This is a genomic window from Paenibacillus sp. B2(2019) (assembly GCF_008370385.1).
Taxonomy (GTDB): Bacteria; Bacillota; Bacilli; order Paenibacillales; family Paenibacillaceae; genus Paenibacillus_AQ.
Genome location: NZ_VTZR01000033.1, coordinates 18765 through 38794, shown reverse-complemented (window position 1 = coordinate 38794; position 20030 = coordinate 18765). Strand labels below are relative to the sequence as shown.

Genomic DNA, 20030 nt, shown 5'->3' with positions numbered 1-20030 from the left:
CGGGATGTAGCTCAGCTTGGTAGAGCACCTGGTTTGGGACCAGGGGGTCGCATGTTCAAATCGTGTCATCCCGATACTCAGCTTAATTGCTACTAGAAAGCTCTTACTTCGGTAAGAGCTTTTTTTGTTATGTATAGAATTAAAACACGCATAAATTCATATATCATATGTTCTATCATTCTTCCAAAAGAAACTGTACTTCTGGCGGAATGCCAATCCGTAGATAATAACTTTTACAGGATTCTTCTTGCTCAGGATTACTGCCTATGGATAGTAGCTTTACAGCAAAGACGTTAGCTTGACGCTCAAGCTTGCCAGGAGAGAAGTAAGAGCTTTCTTCTAGGAAAAAGCGGTTAATCCCCTTATGAAGACGATCATGTCCTAATTCATGCGCACAAACGAAGCGCTGCCACTCAACTGGCAACTCATTATGAATGACGATAAATCTTCTTCTTAGTTTTCGGTAATATAATCCCTTTGTGCCTGTCCCAAGGTTCATGAAACGAATGTGAATACCTAGCGCTGAGGCCAGCTCGAACGGACAGTTGGTTTTATATTTTTTAATCAGATTATTGATCAGTTCATCCATATTCTTCACCTGCAGCATGTTAGTGTTGTTATTAAGTGTTGTTGGATTTATTTCTTTTGTTCATCTGTTTGGCTTCCCAGAATAAGCCGGTCAGTACATCTTTTATCCTCTGCTTGTCATCCTTGTCTAATGGGATTCCATCAAACATCAGCTCTCCATCATCCTCCAGCATTTTACGGAAGTCACGTTTATCCTTGCTTGTAGCCCACTCTGGGACAATCTCTTCGGTTGGAAGAGCTTGTTCCTGCAAATACCCCGCTTGATCCATTAGCTCCTCGTACGGGACTCCTGTAGCCTCTGCTATTTTGCGTAATGTAGTCGGCTTAGGAACTCCTCTTAGACCATTTTCAATCCGTGAAATCTGTGATCCGCTAATGCCTGCTGCTGCTGCCAATTGATTAATAGTGAGTCCCTTTGTTTCGCGAAGTTGCTTCATATAATCCCCAAAATCCTGTTTCATCTCAACCACTCCTTATAGACTGAAGCTTATGTTATTAATATAAGCCATTTTTGCCAATTGGTAAACAACAAAGCGTATATTATTGCCAAAAGGCAAGATAATGGAGGGAAAGCTATCCTTTTTCGCCCAAAACAGACTCAAACGGGGTTTTACGAGATTGGTAGAGAAGTGGTATATTATAGAAAAATACGAACAGAATACGAACACTTTTATATTTTAGCACATTGCTTAGGAAACTTCCGCAATTTAATCTCATTCTGTTAAAACCTAAAGGAGTGCATAAAATGATGAACTTATCTGCTTTACCGGAGCTAGACCGTCGCCGAACCCAGGTCGCTATAGAGAGCATGTTGGAGAAATACCGTATTTTTAAGACCGTTACATTTGAGGCTAAGGAAGCCAGTACTACTTATTCGTATACAGAAAGATTTCATGGTCCTACGAATACTGTTACTGATCAGACTGCTGCGATAGCTTCTTATAATGTGGATATACCGGCTGCTAGGAGGGCTTTTTGCTCGGCGATAGACTCTGTGGTAGAAAGACTCGATACGAGGGAACAGCAATTAGTAAGAGAGCGTTATATGAAAAGAGACGAAACGTACGATTATACGATTTACAATCATGTGTTTGATCCACCGGTGAGTAAGGACACTTACGTGAAGATACGTTCGAAGGCTTTTTATAAGATGGCTTTGGCTTTAACGGATCTCGGTCTACTGTCCCTTAACACTTTAATAACAGCGCCCAGAGTGAAGAAAGAGAAGGTTAGTATTACTTAAGAGATATAGACGGTTACTAAAGACTGTGTCGTCCGAGCGGATGATGCGGTCTTTTTTTATTGATTTTATGTTCCTCCGAAAAACCGCTCTATACCATCCCAAAGCTAGCTTAAACCTCGTCGGTATTCCGTCTCTGCAAGGCAAATAGGGGTGTATATTTATAACATGGCAAATGAAGCAAAAAGAACACCGCAAGAGCATGAATGCTCTGCTAATAGTTCAACCCTAGTGGTGATGAGAACAAATCTAGCGGTGAAAGATTCTTTTGGCATTGGCCTAGTATAGAAGGGTATTATCCAACATTGGATAGTATCATTTTTGTTCTTAATTTAGTAGAGGGGGTGTCTTCTTAAATGTTAATGCAATTGAAGGTTAACACCATCAAAGATCGGCGAACCGCCGCAGATCAGAAAGGAATGGAGTGATGTCGGTACAACAATTACGAGAACACATTACGAGTGCGCTGGAGAGTTACTTTCCAGATGTGCCTGTATATGTGGAGGGGGAGAAACCTCAGACGGCTTATTTTTATCCCGGACTGATCTCAGCGACTCTGGATCGGCAGCGGGAAGGCCGATATTTAGCAGTCTATCGCTTCGGTATCCGTTATGAACAAGGCAGTCTGCTGGAAGCTGAGAGAATGGCAGATAAGCTGAGTGAGGCAATGGCAGGGATGGAGCAAGAGGGTGGCTCCTTTCGTGTAGCTAGGCAAGCCTGGGAAGCTGGGGTAGAGGGGCATGGGCCGCTTTTTACAACGGACTATATGGTGTATTTGCAAAGTGAGAAGCCTGACCCCATTAAGATGGGACAAATGATAGGAGGAGAAAGACTGAAATGAGCACAAAGGTGAGTAATGGAGATCGTTTTGGTAAAGAGCAGATTGTGAATTCATCGCTTTTTACGGCTAAGGAAAAGGATGTGCTGAACGTTATTTTGCAGGATGACAAAAGTTATACGATCGAAGAAGCGAAGCAATCTATAGGATTGTTTATTAATAAGGAGGTTTTGAACTAATGGCAGGCGGAACATGGACAACTCAAAACAAAGTGCGCCCAGGGGTGTACGTAAATGTAGCATCGAATCAAGGTGCCATCGGCAAAATGGGAGAACGTGGGATTACTGCTTTGGCACTTGCCTTATCTTGGGGAGAACCTGGAGTGATCATGGAGATTACCCCGCAGGACGACGTGAATAAGCTACTAGGTTATGATTTGGAACATCTAACATTGCTGCCAGTACGCGAAGCGCTGAAACGTGCGGGAACGTTACTGCTCTATCGATTGAATGAAGGGGTTAAAGCGGCGGTCACGAACAATGGTCTACAGGTTACGGCTAAATATGGCGGTGTACGCGGAAATGATCTTTCTGTTGTTATTGAGAAGAATATTGAGAATAATGCTCTTTTTGATGTGAAGACACTGCTGAATGGTACTGAACTGAATAAGCAAACGGTTGGAACGGCTGAAGAGTTGGTCGCTAACGATTATGTACAATTCCAGAAAAATGGCGCAGAAGGCTTGAAGCTAACCGCAGGGATGCCGCTTATTGGCGGAGCTAATGGTACGGTGACAAATGGTGCGCACAGCGATTTCTTGTCTGCTCTTGAGGTGCTTGAGTTCCAAACGGTTGGACTAGTATCGCAGGATAGTACGCTTAAGGCGCTGTATAACTCTTGGGTGAGAAGACTGCGGGATACGGAAGGTAAGAAAGTGCAGGCTGTACTATCGGATTATGCTTCTGCGGGTCATGAGGGTGTGATCAGCGTGAAGAATGGGGTAGTACTGAGTGACGGAACTATGATTGATAACAACAATGCTGTTGCTTGGGTGGCCGGTGCTACGGCTGCTGCTGCGGTGAATCAATCGCTGACTTATCAGGGATATGACGACTCCGTTGACGCGGATGTGCGGCTTAGCCATTCTGAGACGACTGCAGCTTTGCTGCGAGGTGAACTGCTCTTTACTTACAGTGGAGGGCGAGCTGTGGTGGAGCAGGATATTAACACGTTTACGGCATTTTCTCCGGATAAAGGCAAAGCGTTCTCCAAAAATCGTGTGCTACGCGTGCTGGATGGGATTGCGAATGATCTGAAGCGTATTTTTGAGAACTACTACATTGGTAAGGTAGCCAATAATGAAGATGGACGGGCTCTGTTCTGGTCACAATGTGCAACTTACATGAATGATCTGCAGGATATGGGGGCGATTGAAAGCTTTAATGCGCAGACCGATGTTGTCGTTGTGGCAGGTACTGATAGCGATAGTATTGTGCTCGACGTGGCTGTGAAGCCAGTTGATTCCGTAGAAAAAGTATATATGAAAGTGAAGGTGGTTTAAGATGGCATTTTTAAAAGCTAGCGATACGATTTCCGGCCAGGAGGGCCGTGCGTATGCCGTGATTGGCACGCAAACTGAAGAGATGTTCTATGTGAAAACACTTGAAGCTACGGTAGAAAAAACAAAGGCAGAAGTGAAGACACTCGGCCGACGTGGTGTTCAGCATAAAGCGACTGGATGGTCGGGCAGCGGTTCGATGACGATTTTTTATATGACTAGCCGTTTCCGCCAGATGATGCTCGATTATATGAATACAGGTGTCGACCAGTATTTCGATATTGAGGTTACGAACGAAGACCCATCGTCCAGTGTTGGAGCACAACGCATTATTTTAAAAGGCGTGAACCTTGATAGTGTCATCATGGCTTCTCTTGATACAGAATCAGATGCGCTGGAAGAAGAAGTGAGCTTTACCTTTGAAGACGTGCAGATTGTGCAAGCTTTTGGCGCTCCGGCCGGCTCCGGAAAATAGTAAAGACAACTAGATAGGAGCAAGTAAGGCCCGGGCGTGCAGGTGAGCGGCGGGTCTCTTCTCTGTCTAGTTAGTAGTACTAGAAGAAACTAAATCATTTTAGGAGGAAGACAATGAGTGAATTAAGTTTGTTTTTTGCGCAAAATGTAGCATGTGACACGACCGAGGAGTTTGTAGTATCGCAGCGGTTTAAGGATAAGGAAGGAAACGCAGTTGCCTGGAAGCTACGCAGTATGAACGAGGATGAGAATCAGGAATGCCGTAAAGCAGCTACTCGTAAGGTCAAAGGTAAGAACGGAGTGTATACCTCCGAGATTGAACCGAATGATTATATGGCTAAGCTTATGACCTCAAGTGTGGTGCATCCAGATCTGAAAAATGCTGAGCTACAACGTTCTTATGGTGTTCTTGGTGCCGAAACGCTGCTGCGTAAAATGCTGCTTCCAGGTGAATTCGCGGCACTGGGTGAACGGGTACAGGCCTTGAATGGCTTCGGTACAGATATGAACGAGCTGGTGGATGAAGTAAAAAACTAATCAACGAGGGCGACAGTGAAGCGAACTTAGCTTACTACGCCCTCCACGAGCTTCATATTTTACCGCATGAGCTAATGAAGCTGTCTTCACGTGAACGAGCCGCAATTTATGCGATGATCGCTGTTCGTGTGGAGAAGGAGAAGCGGGATCAGGCACGGAGTAAGGCGAGGAAGAGATGAGGGGGTGAATGAATGAAGATAGAAGCATCTAAAGCTATAATGCTACCGATGAAATCCCTGGGAATTTGGAAGAGTGTTAATAAACAATGTGTTCGTGTAAACAGTAATCTGGATATCGTTAATCGTCTACTCAAGGGAATGCAAGTAGTTGTTAAGCGGTCAAGTGATGAAATGAGCCGTTCTCTTAATCAAGTTAACCAGTCTTTACAGGACATCAACGATACACTACTTGAGGGCTTTAAACGGCTCCCTCCTAAGGTTGTAGTTTCCAGGGATATAGTTATTGAGCAAAGCCAACAAGCGGGGCAATCTCAACAGCTAGCTCTTCTATTGGGTAAAAAGGAAGAAGAAAAAGCGAAGAAGGTAAATTGGTGGAAGGGATTAAAAGCAAAAGAGAAAAAGAAAGAAGAAGAGAAAAAGCCTGAAGTTAAGGCCGATCCAACCCCCAAGCCCAAAATCAATCTGAGCAAGGAACCACCAGTTCCACCATCCCCACCATCTCCTGACTCGAAAATTATGAAATTTCTCAAGACAGCAGATGTGGTGAAACCATTTAACGCGGTTAAGTCTTTGGGGGAGAAAGCTGTAAAAGCTGCGGCAGAACCAGAAGATATCGCCAACTGGAATAAGCTGAATGAGAATACAGACGCTGCGCTTGGAAAAATCGGTGAGAAAGCAATGGGAGCCTTGAGGCCAGTGATGGATACCTTGAACACGGCGCTAACTTCAGGCCAATTGTTGCCGATTATAGATGCCATGGCTAATGGATTTCTCTTCATTGCTAATGTGATTAGCATGGTAGTTGATGGAATATTATGGTTGGTTGGAGTAGTGCAGGAGAACTGGGCTTGGATTGAACCTTTCCTAATAGCGATAGCTACCGTCTATTTAGCAGCAATAATTGTTCAGGTGTATCTACTTGCAGCAGCATGGATGGTAGCCAACTGGCCTATTCTAGTAGTAATAGCCGTTATTGGAGCTCTTATTTTAATTTTTCAGTTATTAGGTGTTTCAGCGGGGGATGTCGTTGGAGCTATAGCTGGGGCATTTGGGTGGTTAGGGGTCCATATACAGAATATTATAATATATTTGCAAAATATATTTATAAGTTTTAAAGATTTTCTTCAGAACTTGTTTATAGATCCTGTTTATGCGATTAAGAAGCTCATTTACGACTTAGCAGTTAACTTCTTGGATCTTATGTATCAGATGGCAATTGGCGCTGAAAACTTTGCAGGTGGATTTATGAAGGTAGTAGCACAAGCTATTAATGCAATGCTACCAAGTGTTAAGAAACTACTGGATTTGTTGAGCAAAATACCAGGATTAGAAGGATTAGCTAATATAAAAATAGATTATTTAAATCCTGAAGAACCCCATGCTGTGAGCGGAATGATTAAAAATTTGAAGGGACAATTGGTTGCCCCAACCAGTGATAAGGCTGTGAAAAACTCTGAGAAGAAAGATTATTTAGAATATGCGGATACAGTTAATGCTTACGCTCAAAAGGGGAAGGATTTCGCTGGGAAATTTAGTGATTTGGGAAGGAAAGCAGAAAAGATAACGGAAGAGGCAAAAGGGCAATCAAAAATCTCACAAACAGAAATCTTTGCCAACCAGAGCAACAATCTAAACACCGTTAACCGCGTGAAAGAACTCGACTCCATCAACGGCACTGTAGATATCTCCAGTGATGATCTGAAAATGCTGCGTGAGCTGGCGGAGATTCAGGCGATCCAGAATTTTGTGGAGCTTACGCCGACGGTGCAGGTGACGACCGGGAATATTAACAATGCCGGAGACATTGATACGATTATCAGCAAGATCGGGCAAAAGCTGAACGAGGAGTTTGTCTCTACAGCACAGGGGGTGTATACGTAACGTGGAAGAGTACGGGATTTTTCTTGGTTTTAATAATCAGGCGGAAGCATTCCGGCTGCCAGTCAACCCGGAGACCTTGGAGATCAAGGAGAGCGGGGATGGAAAAAGCTATACTATTATCGATCTGGGTGAGATCAATACGATTGCTTATCCGAAGCTGACAGAGATCACAATTGAAAGTATCTTTCCGGCACAAAGGTATCCGTTCGTATTGGTACAAGAGGACGAGCTGAAGAGACCCTTTGAATATGTGGAGCTTATTAAGAAGTGGATGACGAGTCGCAGACCTATTCGTTTTGTATTCTCCGGGGTGAGCTATGCGAATGACACGAAAAAAGCTGAGGGGAAGCTAAACGATGCGAAGAAATGGTTAAAGCAATCATCGACTAGTGAGGATAAATCCATAGAGATTGATTTTGGTGTGAATATGGCTATGAGTATCGAAGGCTTCACTTGGAAGCTCAGTGCGGGTACATCAGGGGATATTGAATATTCTTTATCTCTCAAAAAGTATGTATTCTATCAAGCGGTAGCAGTTAAGGTTGTCAAAGATGAAGTGAAGGTAGAACAGAAGCGGGCTAATGAAAAGCCCAAACCTAAAACGTATATCATGAAATCTAAAGACAATCTATGGAAAATCGCTAGAGAAATTCTTGGAGATGGCAAAAGGTGTGGAGAAATCCAGAAACTTAATGGCATTAAAGATAGTGAGCTGAGGAAGCTTCCAATCGGTAAGGTCATTAAGCTACCGTAGGAGGCTGTTATGGAGCTACTTGTAAAGAATAAGGAAGGACATTTATGGGATATTTCAGGTATCGTCTCCGATATTACATGGAAAACTGCTCGTTCAGGCAAACCATCAACGCTAGAGTTAACACTTGTGGACAGTGGTATCTATCAGCATCCCAAGTTTAGCATCAGCAACGGTGATATTATTCAGTTCAGCAAAGATAATGTGGATGTATTCTACGGGTTTGTGTTCAGCATTGATACAGGCTCGGATCAGGAGATTAAGCTGACTGCTTATGATCAGATTCGTTATTTACTAGGCAATGGTAGTTATGTTTTGCAGGATGTCACGGCTAGCGATGTTATTACTAAAATAACCAAGGACTACGGCCTGAAGACAGGTGTGCTGGAGAATACAGAGTACCGAATTCCCTCATTAATTGAAGATGACAAAAAGCTGCTGGACATCATTATGGGAGCGATCGGCAGTGAGCTTCAGTATAAGGGGCGGTTGATGGCTTTTTACGATGATTTTGGCAAGCTTACACTGCGTAAACCGGAGTCTATGCTGCTTAACCTAGTGCTGGGAGCGGGGCATTATCTGTACGATTATTCGCTCAAAAAAAGTATTGATGATGATACGTACAACACCATTTTTCTATACAAGGATAACGAGAAGTCTGGTAAGCGTGATTTCTTTCCGGTTAGCGATAAGGATAATGTGAAACGCTGGGGTATCCTGCACTTGTATCAGAAGGCCGATGACAAAGCGAATGCTGCACAAATTCAGGAGAAGGCAAATAATCTGCTAAAAATGCACAACCGTGAAAAGCTTAGTCTCTCCGTACAGGCGATTGGTGATATGCGCGTAAGGGCTGGTAATTTCATTTATGTCCTGCTTGATGAATTCAAGACTCAGGTGTTTCTGGTGGATCAATGTAGTCATAAGATTTCCGGTGGGGAGCATACGATGTCCCTCGATATAAAGGTGGTGTAGAAATGATGTTGGATATTATAAAAAAAGCAAGCTTAGGAGCCGTGGGAAATACAAATCCCGTGGCTTTTTCTTATGGGACAGTAACGGAGGCAGCTCCTTTGCAGATCCAGGTGGATCAACGTTTTATTTTATCGGGGAATGCGCTAGTGCTGCCTGAGTCGGTAATGGAATGTAAAGTCGAGCTAGAGGGTAGAGAAGTGGTAGTGCGTCGAGGACTTGCCTCTGGTGATCGGGTTCTGATGGTTCGGATGCAGGGTGGACAAAGCTATATTGTTCTGGATCGGCTGGTGAGTCCGATATGATTCCTGCGATTGGAAAAGCTGGACCGATAACTGCCCTTCTTGAAGGCGAGGTCAACCTTGAACGTGGGGAAAGCCCCAGTCTAACCTACCGAATGGATTGGGACAGAAAAAGGATCACTGGCCAAGCGGATGGACTTGAGGCAGTGCAGCAGGCAGCGGCCAAAATTCTGCGAACCGATAGATTTGAACATCTGATTTACAGTTCGGATTACGGAACAGAGTGGCAGCTGGTTCTGGGTAAGGATCGGCTGTTGGTCAGAGCTGAAATCAGACGTGTCATTAATGAGGCCTTACTTCAGGATGAACGAATCCTTAGCTTAGAAAATATTGAGGTTTCTTTTACCGGAGAAAACTTAACTTTTGACTGCAAGGTGGTCACACGTTACGGAAATTTTCAGCTGAGAAAGGAGTGGAATGAGGATGTATGAGGATCAGACGTATGAGGCTCTTTTAGAGCGGATGCTGGACCGGGTTCCGTCAGGTCTGGATAAACGCGAGGGCAGCATTATTTATGACGCGCTCGCTCCGGCAGCAGCAGAGCTCGCGCAGATGTACATTGAGCTGGATGTGAATAATAATCTGTATTTTGCAGATACGGCGACCGGAGAGTACTTGGAGCGAAGTATATCCTGGTCAGGAATTGTTAGGCGAGAAGCGAGCAAAGCGCAACTGAAGGGGATTTTTTATAAAGCGGATGGAGGATTTGTAGATGTCCCTCTCGGAAGCCGCTTTTCACTCGATATGCTGAATTATATGGCTGTGGAGAAGCTATCTCCTGGAGTGTATCGCTTGGAGAGTGAAACAGCTGGAGAAGAAGGAAACCGATATTTTGGCTCTTTGCTGCCGGTGGATTATATTTCAGACCTCGCGCGCGGAGAAATAGCTTCCCTTCTGATCCCTGGAGAGAACGCCGAAAGTGATGAATCGCTACGCCAGCGTTATTTGGATTCAGCCAGACGCCCAGCTACTAGCGGCAATAAATATCACTATATGGAGTGGGCTATGCAGGTTGTGGGGGTGGGAGGTGCACGTGTTTTTCCGTTATGGAACGGTCCTAAGACGGTGAAGGTGATTGTTGTGGACGCTGAGAAAAAACCTGCTTCTGAGCTACTGGTGACTAAGGTTCAGCATTACATTGATCCGGTCTCTGGAGCGGGTGAGGGGCAAGCCCCCGTAGGTGCTGTTGTAACTGTGGCGTCGGCGAAGGGCAAAAGTATTAGTGTAAGCGCAAAAGTAACCCTTGCTTCAGGTTATGCGCTGCAAGCTGTAAATGAAGAATTTAAGGCGATTCTTGAGAGCTATCGCAAAGAGAAGGCTTTTTCAGCAACCTATATTAGCCAGTCTGTAATCGGTGCACTATTGCTAGCTACTGAGGGGGTTGCGGATTACAGTGAACTGAAGCTGAACGGTGGAGCGGGCAACGTAATGTTGAACGAAGAAGAAATACCTTTGTTCGGTAATGTTTTACTGGAGGTGTAGCATGGGTTATCCGGAGAAAGTTGATATTTTTCAAGAAAAGCTTAATAAAAAAGCAAATGGTGGCAGCTATGTTATTGAAGAGAGATTACCGCTTGTAAATGGCATGTATAGTGGTGCGCTTGCGCATGACAACATCAATAATCAGACCATCGCGGTGTACACAGGGTCACAGTATTCCGGGATCGAGCTACGTAATTTTACGGTGTCTTTTCCGGATGAAGCGCCATGGCGGCGGTTGATTAAGATTTTTGCCGATGTGCCCGAGGTTTATGTGACTTACGAAACCCCCGGGGATACAGTTGAAGCGGATGATATTAATGGTTTGCAAGGTAGCCTTACAGCCGTACAAAGTGAACTAGAGCGTTATAAGAGTAAGGGTCAGATTGACGGAGGATCATTTAGAAGAGAGGTGTAAAATGGCACAGACTATACAAATAAAGCGGGGAACAAAGGCTGAGCTAACGAGTTATGGCGTGTTGAAGGCGGGTGAGCTTGGTTTTTGCAGTGATACTAAGGAAGTTTATATTGGTGACGGCACGTCTAATTCCATGGTCGGAAGGGCGCTATCGGGTCCAGAAGCTTCGCGTCCGGTTGCAGGAGCCGTTGGCCGTTTGTATTACGTGACTACGGGTACGAATAGCGGATATTTATATTTTGATGATGGAGCAGCTTGGCGGCGTGTGAATGCGCAGAAGCTTAGCGATCTGACGGGTACAATCGACGATATCGCCGATGGAGCAACCTATGCGAAGGTGCTTAAGGCGGATATTAGTGCGGGTCATATCAATAAAGTATCAGACGGCACGAACGTAAAGACTGCGGCTGAGATTAAGACTCACATTGACGATGTGACCAAGCACCGGACGATCAATGATACTGGGACTACGATTACAGACTTGTGGTCAGCGCAGAAGATTAAAAATGAAATTGAGCTGGCTAAGCATAACATCGAACCGCAAGCATCGGTAAAAGATCAGAACCTGCTGGCTCCACCTGCCAGTCCGGTTGAGGGTGATCGATATATTATTCCAGCTGGAGCAACCGGGGCATGGGTGGGGAAAACGAATCAAATTGTTGAATACCAATCTGCTGCTTGGGTATTTTATGTTCCTGCCGTCGGTTGGACCGCTTACGTCGATGATGAGCAGAAGATTTACAGCTGGAACGGCAACGCATGGGTACGTACCGGTGGTGCACTACAGACCATTACAGCTGGGAGCGGGCTGATTGGTGGTGGTCAGGCCGATGCTGTGACGCTGAATATTGGTGCAGGCAATGGGATCACGGTTACTGCAGACGCGATTGCGGTTACAGCTGGAAAAGGGATCACTGTAGATGGAGCCGGTGTAGCTGTAAGTGTGGATGGAAGTAGCATCATTTATGATGCGGCGAATGGCAATAGACTTACCGTAGCCAGTATTGATGGCGGAACATTCTAGGGGGCGGGACAATGGCTTTAAAGACATTGATACAAATACGCCGCGGATTGGAAAGTGCGATCGGAGCACTGGCTATTGGTGAGCTTGGCTATTGTACAGACAGTGGCAAGCTGTACATTGGTTCTGCTGCTGGTAATGTCTTGCTAGTTGCGGCACAAAGTACCGGGGACATGCTGAAAAGTATTTACGATACGAATAACAATGGCAAGGTGGATTTCGCGCAACAAGCGGATAGTGTAGCTTGGGCGGGGGTAGCGGGTAAACCAGCGGTATTCCCTCCGGCGGCGCATACACATGATTATTTGCCTAAAGGGCCCCTAACCTGGAATCAACTGAAGGGGGTGTAGAGGATGAGTTACGGCAGCTCTTTATACAGCGAATTGCAATATTCCGCAGATAAAGATTCGAGCCATCCGGGTGAAGTCGAGGCGCCTGATCTAATGCAATATTTGCCGGATTATTATAAGGATGTCCGCGAAATGGAGAAGCTTCAGGAGACCATTGGGATCGAAATTGGTGGACTGAAGGTAGGTACTATAGATGTACTGGATCAGGCGTTTGTTGAAACGGCAACGGTGAGCCTTGGACGTTGGGAAGCTGAGCTTGGATTAAATATCGATTTATCCAAATCATATGCTACACGCCGAGAGATGATTAAGGCGAAGCTGCGTGGAAACGGAACGACAACGCCGGAGATGATCCAGCGGACAGCGTCCGCTTTTTCAGGTGGAGTGGTTGAAGTTAAGGAAGTGCCTGATGAGTACCGTTTTGAGATTCATTTTGTAAGTACGCTGGGCATTCCTCCCAATATGGCAGGGTTGATTCAAATCATCGAAGAGATTAAACCTGCGCATTTGGCTTATGAATTTGTGTTCAGCTATACCTGGTGGGACTCCGTTAAGGTTTTGACTTGGGAGAATGCTCACAGTAAGACATGGAACGAATTAAGAACTTATAGATAGGAGAGTGACACATGCAAACCACAGGAAATTTGGGATTAAAGAAGCCCGAGGGAACAGATATTGTTGATATCGCCGATCTGAATGGGAATATGGATATCTTGGATAATGCCGTAACTGGCAAGGTCGATAAAGTTACTGGCAAACAGCTGTCTACGAACGACTACACCACAGCTGAGAAAACAAAGCTGGCGGGTGTTGCTACGGGAGCAACGAACTATACTCACCCAGCTACCCACCCACCAGCTATTATTGCTCAAGACGCGAGTAATCGGTTTGTTACTGATGCTGAAAAAACGGCGTGGAATGCTAAAGCCGGTACAGCCGTAGCTACAACTGCTACGAATGGCTTGATGTCTGCTGCGGACAAGACACTACTGAATAACAACACTGGATTCGGTACTACGGCTGGTACAGCCACCGCATATACCCTTACACTTAGCCCAGCACCTACGGTGCTGATAGCAGGACTTAAATTTAGTTTCAAAACACATACTGCTAGCGGAGCCAATCCTACACTCAATCCTAATACTTTAGGGGCCAAAGCAATCAAGAAACCCAATGGAAATGCGGCAACACTTGCCCTGAACGGAGTTTACACGGTTGTATATGATGGGACGGCTTTTATCTTACAGGGTGAAGGAGGTGATTATGGAACAGCGACAGCAGCGGACGTGCTAGCGGGTAAGACGATAGGGACAGAGGGCGGGCTAATTGATGGCGCGATAGTACAAAGAGGTGCTACGGACGGATACACTAATTCCGTTAGTGCAGCATGGGCAGCGGGTGGTGGATGCTGGGTCCGAATACCAGCGGGGGCATATTTGAAAACTACGGCGGTAGGAAACCCCGAAATACGAGTCACTGATCCTAACGTTGTTCCTGCAAATTGGCTACGAGGGGTATCAATGTTTGGGCAGGATGGAGCTATAGTCAATAGATCTGTGGAGAATAATCACTCTCCGTCAAATGCCGCAGAGATATGGGCGACAGGCGATGTGTTCTTAATGCCGCAAGCGGGCTACTATAATGGGGTTACCTGGACAAAAAGTACATTTCCAACTCTCGTACCTAGTAACGTCCGCGCGGGTGTCTCTATAGGAACCTTAGTTGGCACACTCCAACCCTGGGTCGGTGGGCTTACATCGGTTGACTTTGCAACGCAGGCAGGGGCTGACGGTAAGACTGAGGAAATGTTTAGATTTCCAGCCGGGTTCACTATCGGATCGTTTGCTGGCTCGATTCTTTTCGGAACGTCGAACAACAACAGCCACCAGGATCATTCAATCGTGCTGCAGGACATCCATGGAAATCGGTTAGTGCTAATTCGTCACTTTGTGGACGGATGGTCGATGAGCACAACACAGCAAGCTACGGGGCTAATAGTAGATAAGCGGTCGCGGCGAATTACAATGCCTAGTACCCAATATATGTGGGGCTTCGGTCACGATGGGGACATTGCGGCGGACGGATCTTTCTCGAAGCCGTTCAATATGGATGGTGAGGTAATGTTGGTTCACGTCGTAGTAGCATCGCTCGGCGGAGGTTACTCTACTGCCTCTGCACGCGGAGCCGCGGTATGGAATTAGAAGGAGGAAGATAGTAATGTACTTTTGCGCATACAAAAGCATCAAAACAATTTACGCGATCTATCACAACGACTGCAGGCGGTATTACCGTAACTAATTCATATAATCAGATTGTAGCTCAAGAATATAAATGGGTGGCTTGAGGCTAAGAAAGGGAGTGAATATAAATGCAAATAGGCAGAAAAATTTATTATGATAACGCCACAGGTAACGCATTAGTTGATACCGGAGAGCGTTCCGGCGATGTGGTTGAGACAACACAGGCGTTGGATTTAACAGTCTATAAAGCACTAGCCGAACGCGTAGCGGAAACGGTGGGGTGCTTAGAGCTTGATTACGAGCAATACAAGCAATACTTTGCAGCGTGCAGTGGCTACAAGGTAAGCATCGAAACGGGAAGATTGGAGTTTAGCTATCCTGGCCCTAACATCGAACCTGACGAGCCGCAAGCGCTTGTATATCAAGTACCTATGTCCGAGCGTATCGAGCTTGTGGAGTCCGATAATGCCGGGCTGACGCTAGAACTAGCGCAAACACAGGCTAGACTCAACCAGGCGGAACAAGACCACGCCGACTTGCTGCTCACTCTTGTAACGGGAGGTGTATTATAATGGATTGGTACGCAATCATTAAAAACTATTATGACGCAGGATGTTATTCAAAGGATCAAGTTCAAGTATTTGTAACTGCCAACAAGATCACATCAGAGCAAGCTATAGAGATTACAGATAGCGCCATATTGTAGGCGTTTTTATTTTGCCCTCGTACCTGCTACGAGGGCTGTTTTATTTATCACTTTAGAAGGGGGCTGTTATATGACCATTGTGGGAGTGAATTCAGGAGGAGGCGATGCTGAAGCAGCGCCCATTGAGCACCGTTTAGAAGATGTTGAAAATAGACTAGTAGTCATCCAAGACGAGATTTTTAGATTTGGAACGGAACATCTAAGTTTTAACAATGAGCTTCTATTATTAAAAGAAAAACAATCACGCCATGAGGAAGATGTGAAACAAATTAAACAATCAACGATAGAAATGAAAATTCAATTTAACGAGATTATGAGGCGTTGGGACACTTTAGACTCACGTGTGTTTCAGCTATTGCAACAATCTCAGACGGACAGTAAGAGCGAACGAAAAGTGTTTATCGATTTACTAAAATACGTTCTGGCGGGAACTATCTTTGCTATTATTGCCTTTTTATTTAAAGGAGGGGTATAGATGCTCACTTTGTCCCAAATCAAAAATAAATCAGCCTCACGCCTAACAGGCCTACATCCCGTAGTCCTTTCCGCTGCTACTGCGCTAATCGAGCGCTGTCACAAACTCAACATCCCCATTCTCATTACGCAGGGACTTCGCACAATAGCCGAGCAAGATGCTCTCTATGCACAAGGTCGCACCAAGCCTGGAGCGATTGTCACCAATGCGCGTGGCGGGTATAGCTACCACAATTTTGGATTAGCTGTAGATTTTGCTCTTTTGTTGCCGAATGGATCGAGTGTGTCATGGGATATGCGCCGGGACGACAATAACAACCAGATCGCAGATTGGCAGGAGGTTGTAAAAGAGGCCAAGGCACTTGGATTCGAATGGGGAGGCGATTGGACGAGCTTTAAAGACTATCCACATTTTCAAATGGCGTTTGGGTTAACACTCACACAGTTACGTGCAGGGGCAAAGCCCTCAACATCTGCGGTGGAGTCAGCGTATAAGGTCATCAATCGGAAGGAGGAAGAAGAATTGAAGGGTGATATTTTTGCCGTCGTAAAAGTTAACGGGGTTAAGGTTGCAGATGGAGTTCTTGAAAAAGGCATAACCTACGTTCCCGTTCGTATTATTGCAGAAGCGCTAGGTGCACAGGTGGGTTATGATTCCGCCACTAGAACGGTTGAGATTAAAAGTACTCACTAAGGAGGTATCTATCATGGAAACTAGAGAGATTTTAGATGATGTTATGGCATTCGCCTCTATCTTAGCAGTATTCGTACTGGCACTTGTTCAATTGGTCAAAAATAGTATCAACATCCCGCGTAATGCAGTCCCAATTATCGGACTATTAATAGGTTTGCTCATCGGAGCGGCAGCGTATCCTTTTACCGATCTGGATATCGTCCTTCGGCTTTGGGCTGGAGGGCTGGCTGGTTTATCTGCGACGGGGTTGTTTGAGCTAGCTTTTAAGGATCGCCCGGGGACAACGAAAGAGTAAATGGATAATAGGTACGAATCATAAAAAAGGGCTGTTCCAAAAAGTCTGAATAGACCTAAGGAAGAGCCCCATTGTTTTTTTACGAGATTACATAGTTAAGCTTCAGAACGAAAGCGTACTTCCAGGCAGCAAAGAGTACAGCCCTGCAAAACCTTCTCCTTCTAATATAGAAGTGACATGATCAATATGCGATTTAGGAGCATGAACGAGCACCGACCGGCGGCTAGGAACCGTTTGGAGCATTTCTCGAATATCCGGTAAGCCTTGGTGGACTTTATAGCGAATGAGTGAGATTGTACATCTCGTTTCGCTAGATTCTTCTACTATAGAATGTTTAACGAGACGGTGCCCGAAACTACCTGCCGCCAAATGTCCCGTAAAAATCACATGGTTGTCAGGAGAAGCAGAGAGCTGGTGAAAATACTCTTGTGCTTTTGCCGACTGCATCATTCCGTCATTGGTAAACACGATTGAGCTCTTGAGATTCAACAATGCCTTTGCACGTTCCTCTGAATTAGATACAATGCACAAGTTCTTTCTATTAAAAAGCATATCAACGCGCTGAATAGCGCCCTCTTTCAGCCATTCGGTCTTATCGCTCAACCCTCTTAAAGGTGCTACGAGCTCTTCTTCGACGATCAGCTGATCATCCGGGAAGCACTCGCTTGCCCATACGATCAATTCCTGGCTTCTGCCATGGATAGGCACCGGAAGGAGGATTGAACCCCCTTTTTGCAGAGTGTTACAGATCGCTGACTCTAATTGCTGTAACTTTACAAGCTGCTCATCAGGATCCGCGCCGTATGCGGCATCGATAATGGATAGATCGACGACATCTTTAGCTCCGGCTTCCATAATCGTTGGTGAATCTGCCATGAGCAGCAGCGACTCCTTCGTATAATCCCCTGAGAAAAATACGATTGTTCCGTCCCATTCGAGGATCAGCCAAACCGAACCTGCTAAATGTCCGCTTCGCCCCCATTGTACTCGAAGATTAGGTGCAATCCTCAGCCAAGTCTGAGGGGGGATATGCTCCTCCAAATACATGAACTGGATAGATTGCTTATCTATTTCTCCATAAGGTAATGATGCGGACTGAGCAGCCACGTATTTATCCCATGCTTCGAAATAATCGGGAAGCTGTTTAACGGTAGCTTTCGTTGTCCATACCTTACCTGAATATCCGTACTTATATAGTAGAGGAAGTGCTATGGAATGATCCTCATGCGCATGGGACAGAAACACTGCCTGCAAATGTGGGATGATGTCTGTATCAAGCAGGGGGTATTCACCTGGACCTTCTTTTTTGACACCACAATCGAGTAGAATACCAGATTGCCCATCTTTGTTCTGCAAAAGATAGGAGGAACGACCATGCTCTCCGGCCCCTCCCCAAATCGTTAGTATGCTCATCGTTGTCTCCGCTTTCTATCTGGGCTTAAATATTCTAATACTAGTAGTAATATAGTAGTAACGCCGACAGAGATTACTGCCATGGCCATCCCCATCGCTACAGCACCTTGCTCAAACTGGGCAAAAATATAGGTCGCCGATGTCTGCATTGAAGGTGGAAGAATGAGTAAGGAGGCTACCAGTTCCCGATTGGAAATGGTGAAGGTCATCATCCATCCAGCCACCATCCCCGGTAGAATGAGTGGGAGCAGGATACGGCGGAACACATAAAGCTTGCTTCCTCCGAATACTTGTCCCGCTTGCATAAGGGAAGAATCGATCTGCCCATAGCTCGCTTTTACATACTGAACAGTATAGGGGATGAATAGTACAACGTAGGTAAGCACAACCATCCAGTAGGTATTATAGAGCGGAATAGGCATCCAGCGAGCATTCCATAGCAGGATTAGCCCTACTACAATTACAATTCCAGGAACTGTATTGGGAAGTAGGCTGAATAGATCTGTAATTTTCTGCTTGAATGTAGCTCCTTTTCCTACAGTTAAGGCAAACCAAGTCCCAAGAATAACCGCGATACTAGAAGCAACGATGGCTAATGTGAAGCTATTTAATAAGGCCTCAAGACCTTGAGAACCCGGTGATAGCAGCTCAGCATAATGTTTTAAGGTTAAATTGCTCCAAGATACGCCTTCTCCTCGCAGCTTTAATAATGAGGCTGTTATGATTGAGAAATAAGGAATGCCGATAGATGCTAGAAGTAATAGAACAACATATCCCCAACTAAGAACCCCTACAATTCCAGTACTTTTATAACGTTTGGTACGAGTCCCTTTTCCGCCTATTAAGCGATAAGAGAAGCGGCTGCTAATTAGAGTCTGGATGTACCACATGACGAGACAAACTCCGAGCAGCAAGGAAGCTAGTGAAGTAGCCTTTCCAAAATCTATTGGCCAACTAGAGATATACTTATGGATCTCAGAGGTCAGAACGTAAAAGCCGATCCTACGACCAAAGGTCGCAGGGGTACCAAATTCGGCAATCGTTTTGACGAAGATGAGAAGAGCTCCAAGCCCATAGCTGGATAATAGCAAGGGAATGATTACTCTTTTAAATCTGTAAAAGAACGGAGCACCATGAACAGAGGCTGCTTCCTCCAGATTGCCCCCGATCTGCAAAAGCGCATTACGCAGCAGTAAATACAGGAAGGGGAATAAATGCAGACTCATGATCAATACCATCCCTCCATAACTAAAGAAATACGGAGTCAGCACGGAGGAAGCGGGCAGAAACTGTTCCATATACCCACCCGTCTGCATAAATAACATCCAACCCATTGAACCAATATATGGCGGAGTCATAAAAGGGATTAGTAGCACAACATCCAGCCAATTATGATGCCCTAAGTCCGTTTTAGCCATAATCCAGGCCAGAGGTAGTGCAAATAGCGTAGTTAGTAGAATAACGCTTACCCCGAGCCCGATAGAATTCAGCAGTACCTCAACCAGATCATGACTACTCATAATGGTTCGTAGTGGCGCGGCTATATCCAGCTGCTCATTGGGATAGATACTGGTCCAAAAAATGAGCAGGAGTGGCAGCAGTACGAGCACTGTCAGTATAAATAAAGCAAGTCCGCCGCTCACCCATTTAAATGAGCGTAAAGAGTTAATATTCATTACG

26 protein-coding genes and 1 tRNA gene are annotated in these 20030 nt (G+C 45.3%); 23 read left to right on the top strand and 4 right to left on the bottom strand.

The window, feature by feature from the left end; genetic code table 11:
- Window positions 1-74: transfer RNA gene (locus PAENI_RS31255), tRNA-Pro, on the top strand.
- A 101-nt stretch (window positions 75-175) separates the two neighbouring features.
- On the opposite strand, the gene PAENI_RS31250 is transcribed toward PAENI_RS31255, so the two are convergent.
- Window positions 176-589 carry an ImmA/IrrE family metallo-endopeptidase gene (locus PAENI_RS31250; protein ID WP_076285600.1) on the bottom strand — a complete coding sequence of 138 codons (414 nt, stop codon included), beginning with the start codon at window positions 587-589 and terminating at the stop codon, window positions 176-178.
- A 31-nt stretch (window positions 590-620) separates the two neighbouring features.
- A complete protein-coding gene (locus PAENI_RS31245) occupies window positions 621-1049 on the bottom strand; it encodes a transcriptional regulator (RefSeq protein WP_149647939.1) in 429 nt (142 codons plus the stop codon).
- Window positions 1050-1336: 287 nt separating this feature from the next.
- Between PAENI_RS31245 and PAENI_RS31240 the strand changes: the two genes are divergently transcribed.
- The 22 genes from PAENI_RS31240 (at window position 1337) to PAENI_RS31130 (ending at window position 16937) form a co-directional block, all read left to right on the top strand.
- Window positions 1337-1831: an ArpU family phage packaging/lysis transcriptional regulator gene (locus PAENI_RS31240; RefSeq protein ID WP_042132515.1), complete on the top strand. Its 495-nt coding sequence runs from the start codon at window positions 1337-1339 to the stop codon at window positions 1829-1831.
- A 424-nt stretch (window positions 1832-2255) separates the two neighbouring features.
- Window positions 2256-2669: a phage tail terminator family protein gene (locus PAENI_RS31235; RefSeq protein ID WP_149647938.1), complete on the top strand. Its 414-nt coding sequence runs from the start codon at window positions 2256-2258 to the stop codon at window positions 2667-2669.
- The gene (locus tag PAENI_RS31230; protein ID WP_149647937.1) at window positions 2666-2845 is read left to right on the top strand and encodes a hypothetical protein; all 180 of its coding nucleotides are present in this window, start codon (window positions 2666-2668) and stop codon (window positions 2843-2845) included. The genes PAENI_RS31235 and PAENI_RS31230 overlap by 4 nt, the downstream gene beginning before the upstream one ends.
- Window positions 2845-4167, top strand: a complete 1323-nt coding sequence (locus PAENI_RS31225) for a phage tail sheath family protein (protein WP_149647936.1) — start codon at window positions 2845-2847, stop codon at window positions 4165-4167. Before PAENI_RS31230 ends, PAENI_RS31225 begins: the two co-directional genes overlap by 1 nt.
- Before the next feature lies 1 nt (window position 4168).
- Window positions 4169-4639: a phage tail tube protein gene (locus PAENI_RS31220; protein WP_042131198.1), complete on the top strand. Its 471-nt coding sequence runs from the start codon at window positions 4169-4171 to the stop codon at window positions 4637-4639.
- A gap of 113 nt (window positions 4640-4752) precedes the next feature.
- Entirely contained in the window at window positions 4753-5175 is a 423-nt protein-coding gene (locus tag PAENI_RS31215) for a phage tail assembly chaperone (RefSeq protein WP_042131197.1), read from the top strand.
- A 191-nt stretch (window positions 5176-5366) separates the two neighbouring features.
- Window positions 5367-7235, top strand: coding sequence for a hypothetical protein (locus PAENI_RS31205; RefSeq protein WP_149647935.1), 1869 nt, complete (start codon window positions 5367-5369; stop codon window positions 7233-7235).
- Window position 7236: 1 nt separating this feature from the next.
- On the top strand, window positions 7237-7989 hold the full coding sequence (locus PAENI_RS31200; protein ID WP_149647934.1) for a LysM peptidoglycan-binding domain-containing protein: 753 nt from the start codon (window positions 7237-7239) through the stop codon (window positions 7987-7989).
- Window positions 7990-7998: 9 nt separating this feature from the next.
- On the top strand, window positions 7999-8961 hold the full coding sequence (locus tag PAENI_RS31195; protein ID WP_076300991.1) for an XkdQ/YqbQ family protein: 963 nt from the start codon (window positions 7999-8001) through the stop codon (window positions 8959-8961).
- A 5-nt stretch (window positions 8962-8966) separates the two neighbouring features.
- Window positions 8967-9263, top strand: coding sequence for a DUF2577 domain-containing protein (locus tag PAENI_RS31190; RefSeq protein ID WP_076301021.1), 297 nt, complete (start codon window positions 8967-8969; stop codon window positions 9261-9263).
- Window positions 9260-9691: a DUF2634 domain-containing protein gene (locus PAENI_RS31185; protein WP_149647933.1), complete on the top strand. Its 432-nt coding sequence runs from the start codon at window positions 9260-9262 to the stop codon at window positions 9689-9691. The genes PAENI_RS31190 and PAENI_RS31185 overlap by 4 nt, the downstream gene beginning before the upstream one ends.
- Window positions 9684-10742: a baseplate J/gp47 family protein gene (locus PAENI_RS31180; RefSeq protein ID WP_149647932.1), complete on the top strand. Its 1059-nt coding sequence runs from the start codon at window positions 9684-9686 to the stop codon at window positions 10740-10742. Before PAENI_RS31185 ends, PAENI_RS31180 begins: the two co-directional genes overlap by 8 nt.
- A 1-nt stretch (window position 10743) precedes the next feature.
- The gene (locus tag PAENI_RS31175; RefSeq protein ID WP_149647931.1) at window positions 10744-11157 is read left to right on the top strand and encodes a phosphoglucomutase; all 414 of its coding nucleotides are present in this window, start codon (window positions 10744-10746) and stop codon (window positions 11155-11157) included.
- 1 nt (window position 11158) lies between these two features.
- The gene (locus tag PAENI_RS31170; protein ID WP_149647930.1) at window positions 11159-12181 is read left to right on the top strand and encodes a DUF2793 domain-containing protein; all 1023 of its coding nucleotides are present in this window, start codon (window positions 11159-11161) and stop codon (window positions 12179-12181) included.
- Window positions 12182-12192: 11 nt separating this feature from the next.
- Entirely contained in the window at window positions 12193-12528 is a 336-nt protein-coding gene (locus tag PAENI_RS31165; RefSeq protein ID WP_076300996.1) for a hyaluronate lyase N-terminal domain-containing protein, read from the top strand.
- Window positions 12529-12531: 3 nt separating this feature from the next.
- Window positions 12532-13143, top strand: a complete 612-nt coding sequence (locus tag PAENI_RS31160; RefSeq protein ID WP_149647929.1) for a putative phage tail protein — start codon at window positions 12532-12534, stop codon at window positions 13141-13143.
- An 11-nt stretch (window positions 13144-13154) separates the two neighbouring features.
- A complete protein-coding gene (locus tag PAENI_RS31155; protein WP_149647928.1) occupies window positions 13155-14729 on the top strand; it encodes a hypothetical protein in 1575 nt (524 codons plus the stop codon).
- Window positions 14730-14896: 167 nt separating this feature from the next.
- Window positions 14897-15340 (top strand): hypothetical protein, encoded by a 444-nt coding sequence (locus PAENI_RS31150; RefSeq protein WP_188114765.1) that lies wholly within the window; start codon window positions 14897-14899, stop codon window positions 15338-15340.
- On the top strand, window positions 15340-15474 hold the full coding sequence (locus PAENI_RS31145; protein ID WP_149647927.1) for an XkdX family protein: 135 nt from the start codon (window positions 15340-15342) through the stop codon (window positions 15472-15474). The genes PAENI_RS31150 and PAENI_RS31145 overlap by 1 nt, the downstream gene beginning before the upstream one ends.
- A gap of 70 nt (window positions 15475-15544) precedes the next feature.
- A complete protein-coding gene (locus tag PAENI_RS31140) occupies window positions 15545-15949 on the top strand; it encodes a hypothetical protein (RefSeq protein WP_149647926.1) in 405 nt (134 codons plus the stop codon).
- Window positions 15950-16642 (top strand): M15 family metallopeptidase, encoded by a 693-nt coding sequence (locus tag PAENI_RS31135; protein ID WP_149647925.1) that lies wholly within the window; start codon window positions 15950-15952, stop codon window positions 16640-16642. It abuts the gene before it with no gap.
- A 13-nt stretch (window positions 16643-16655) separates the two neighbouring features.
- Window positions 16656-16937, top strand: coding sequence for a holin (locus PAENI_RS31130; protein ID WP_149647924.1), 282 nt, complete (start codon window positions 16656-16658; stop codon window positions 16935-16937).
- 102 nt (window positions 16938-17039) lie between these two features.
- On the opposite strand, the gene PAENI_RS31125 is transcribed toward PAENI_RS31130, so the two are convergent.
- Entirely contained in the window at window positions 17040-18350 is a 1311-nt protein-coding gene (locus tag PAENI_RS31125) for an MBL fold metallo-hydrolase (RefSeq protein ID WP_149647923.1), read from the bottom strand.
- A complete protein-coding gene (locus PAENI_RS31120) occupies window positions 18347-20026 on the bottom strand; it encodes an ABC transporter permease (protein WP_076120979.1) in 1680 nt (559 codons plus the stop codon). The genes PAENI_RS31125 and PAENI_RS31120 overlap by 4 nt, the downstream gene beginning before the upstream one ends.
- Window positions 20027-20030: the final 4 nt, after the last annotated feature.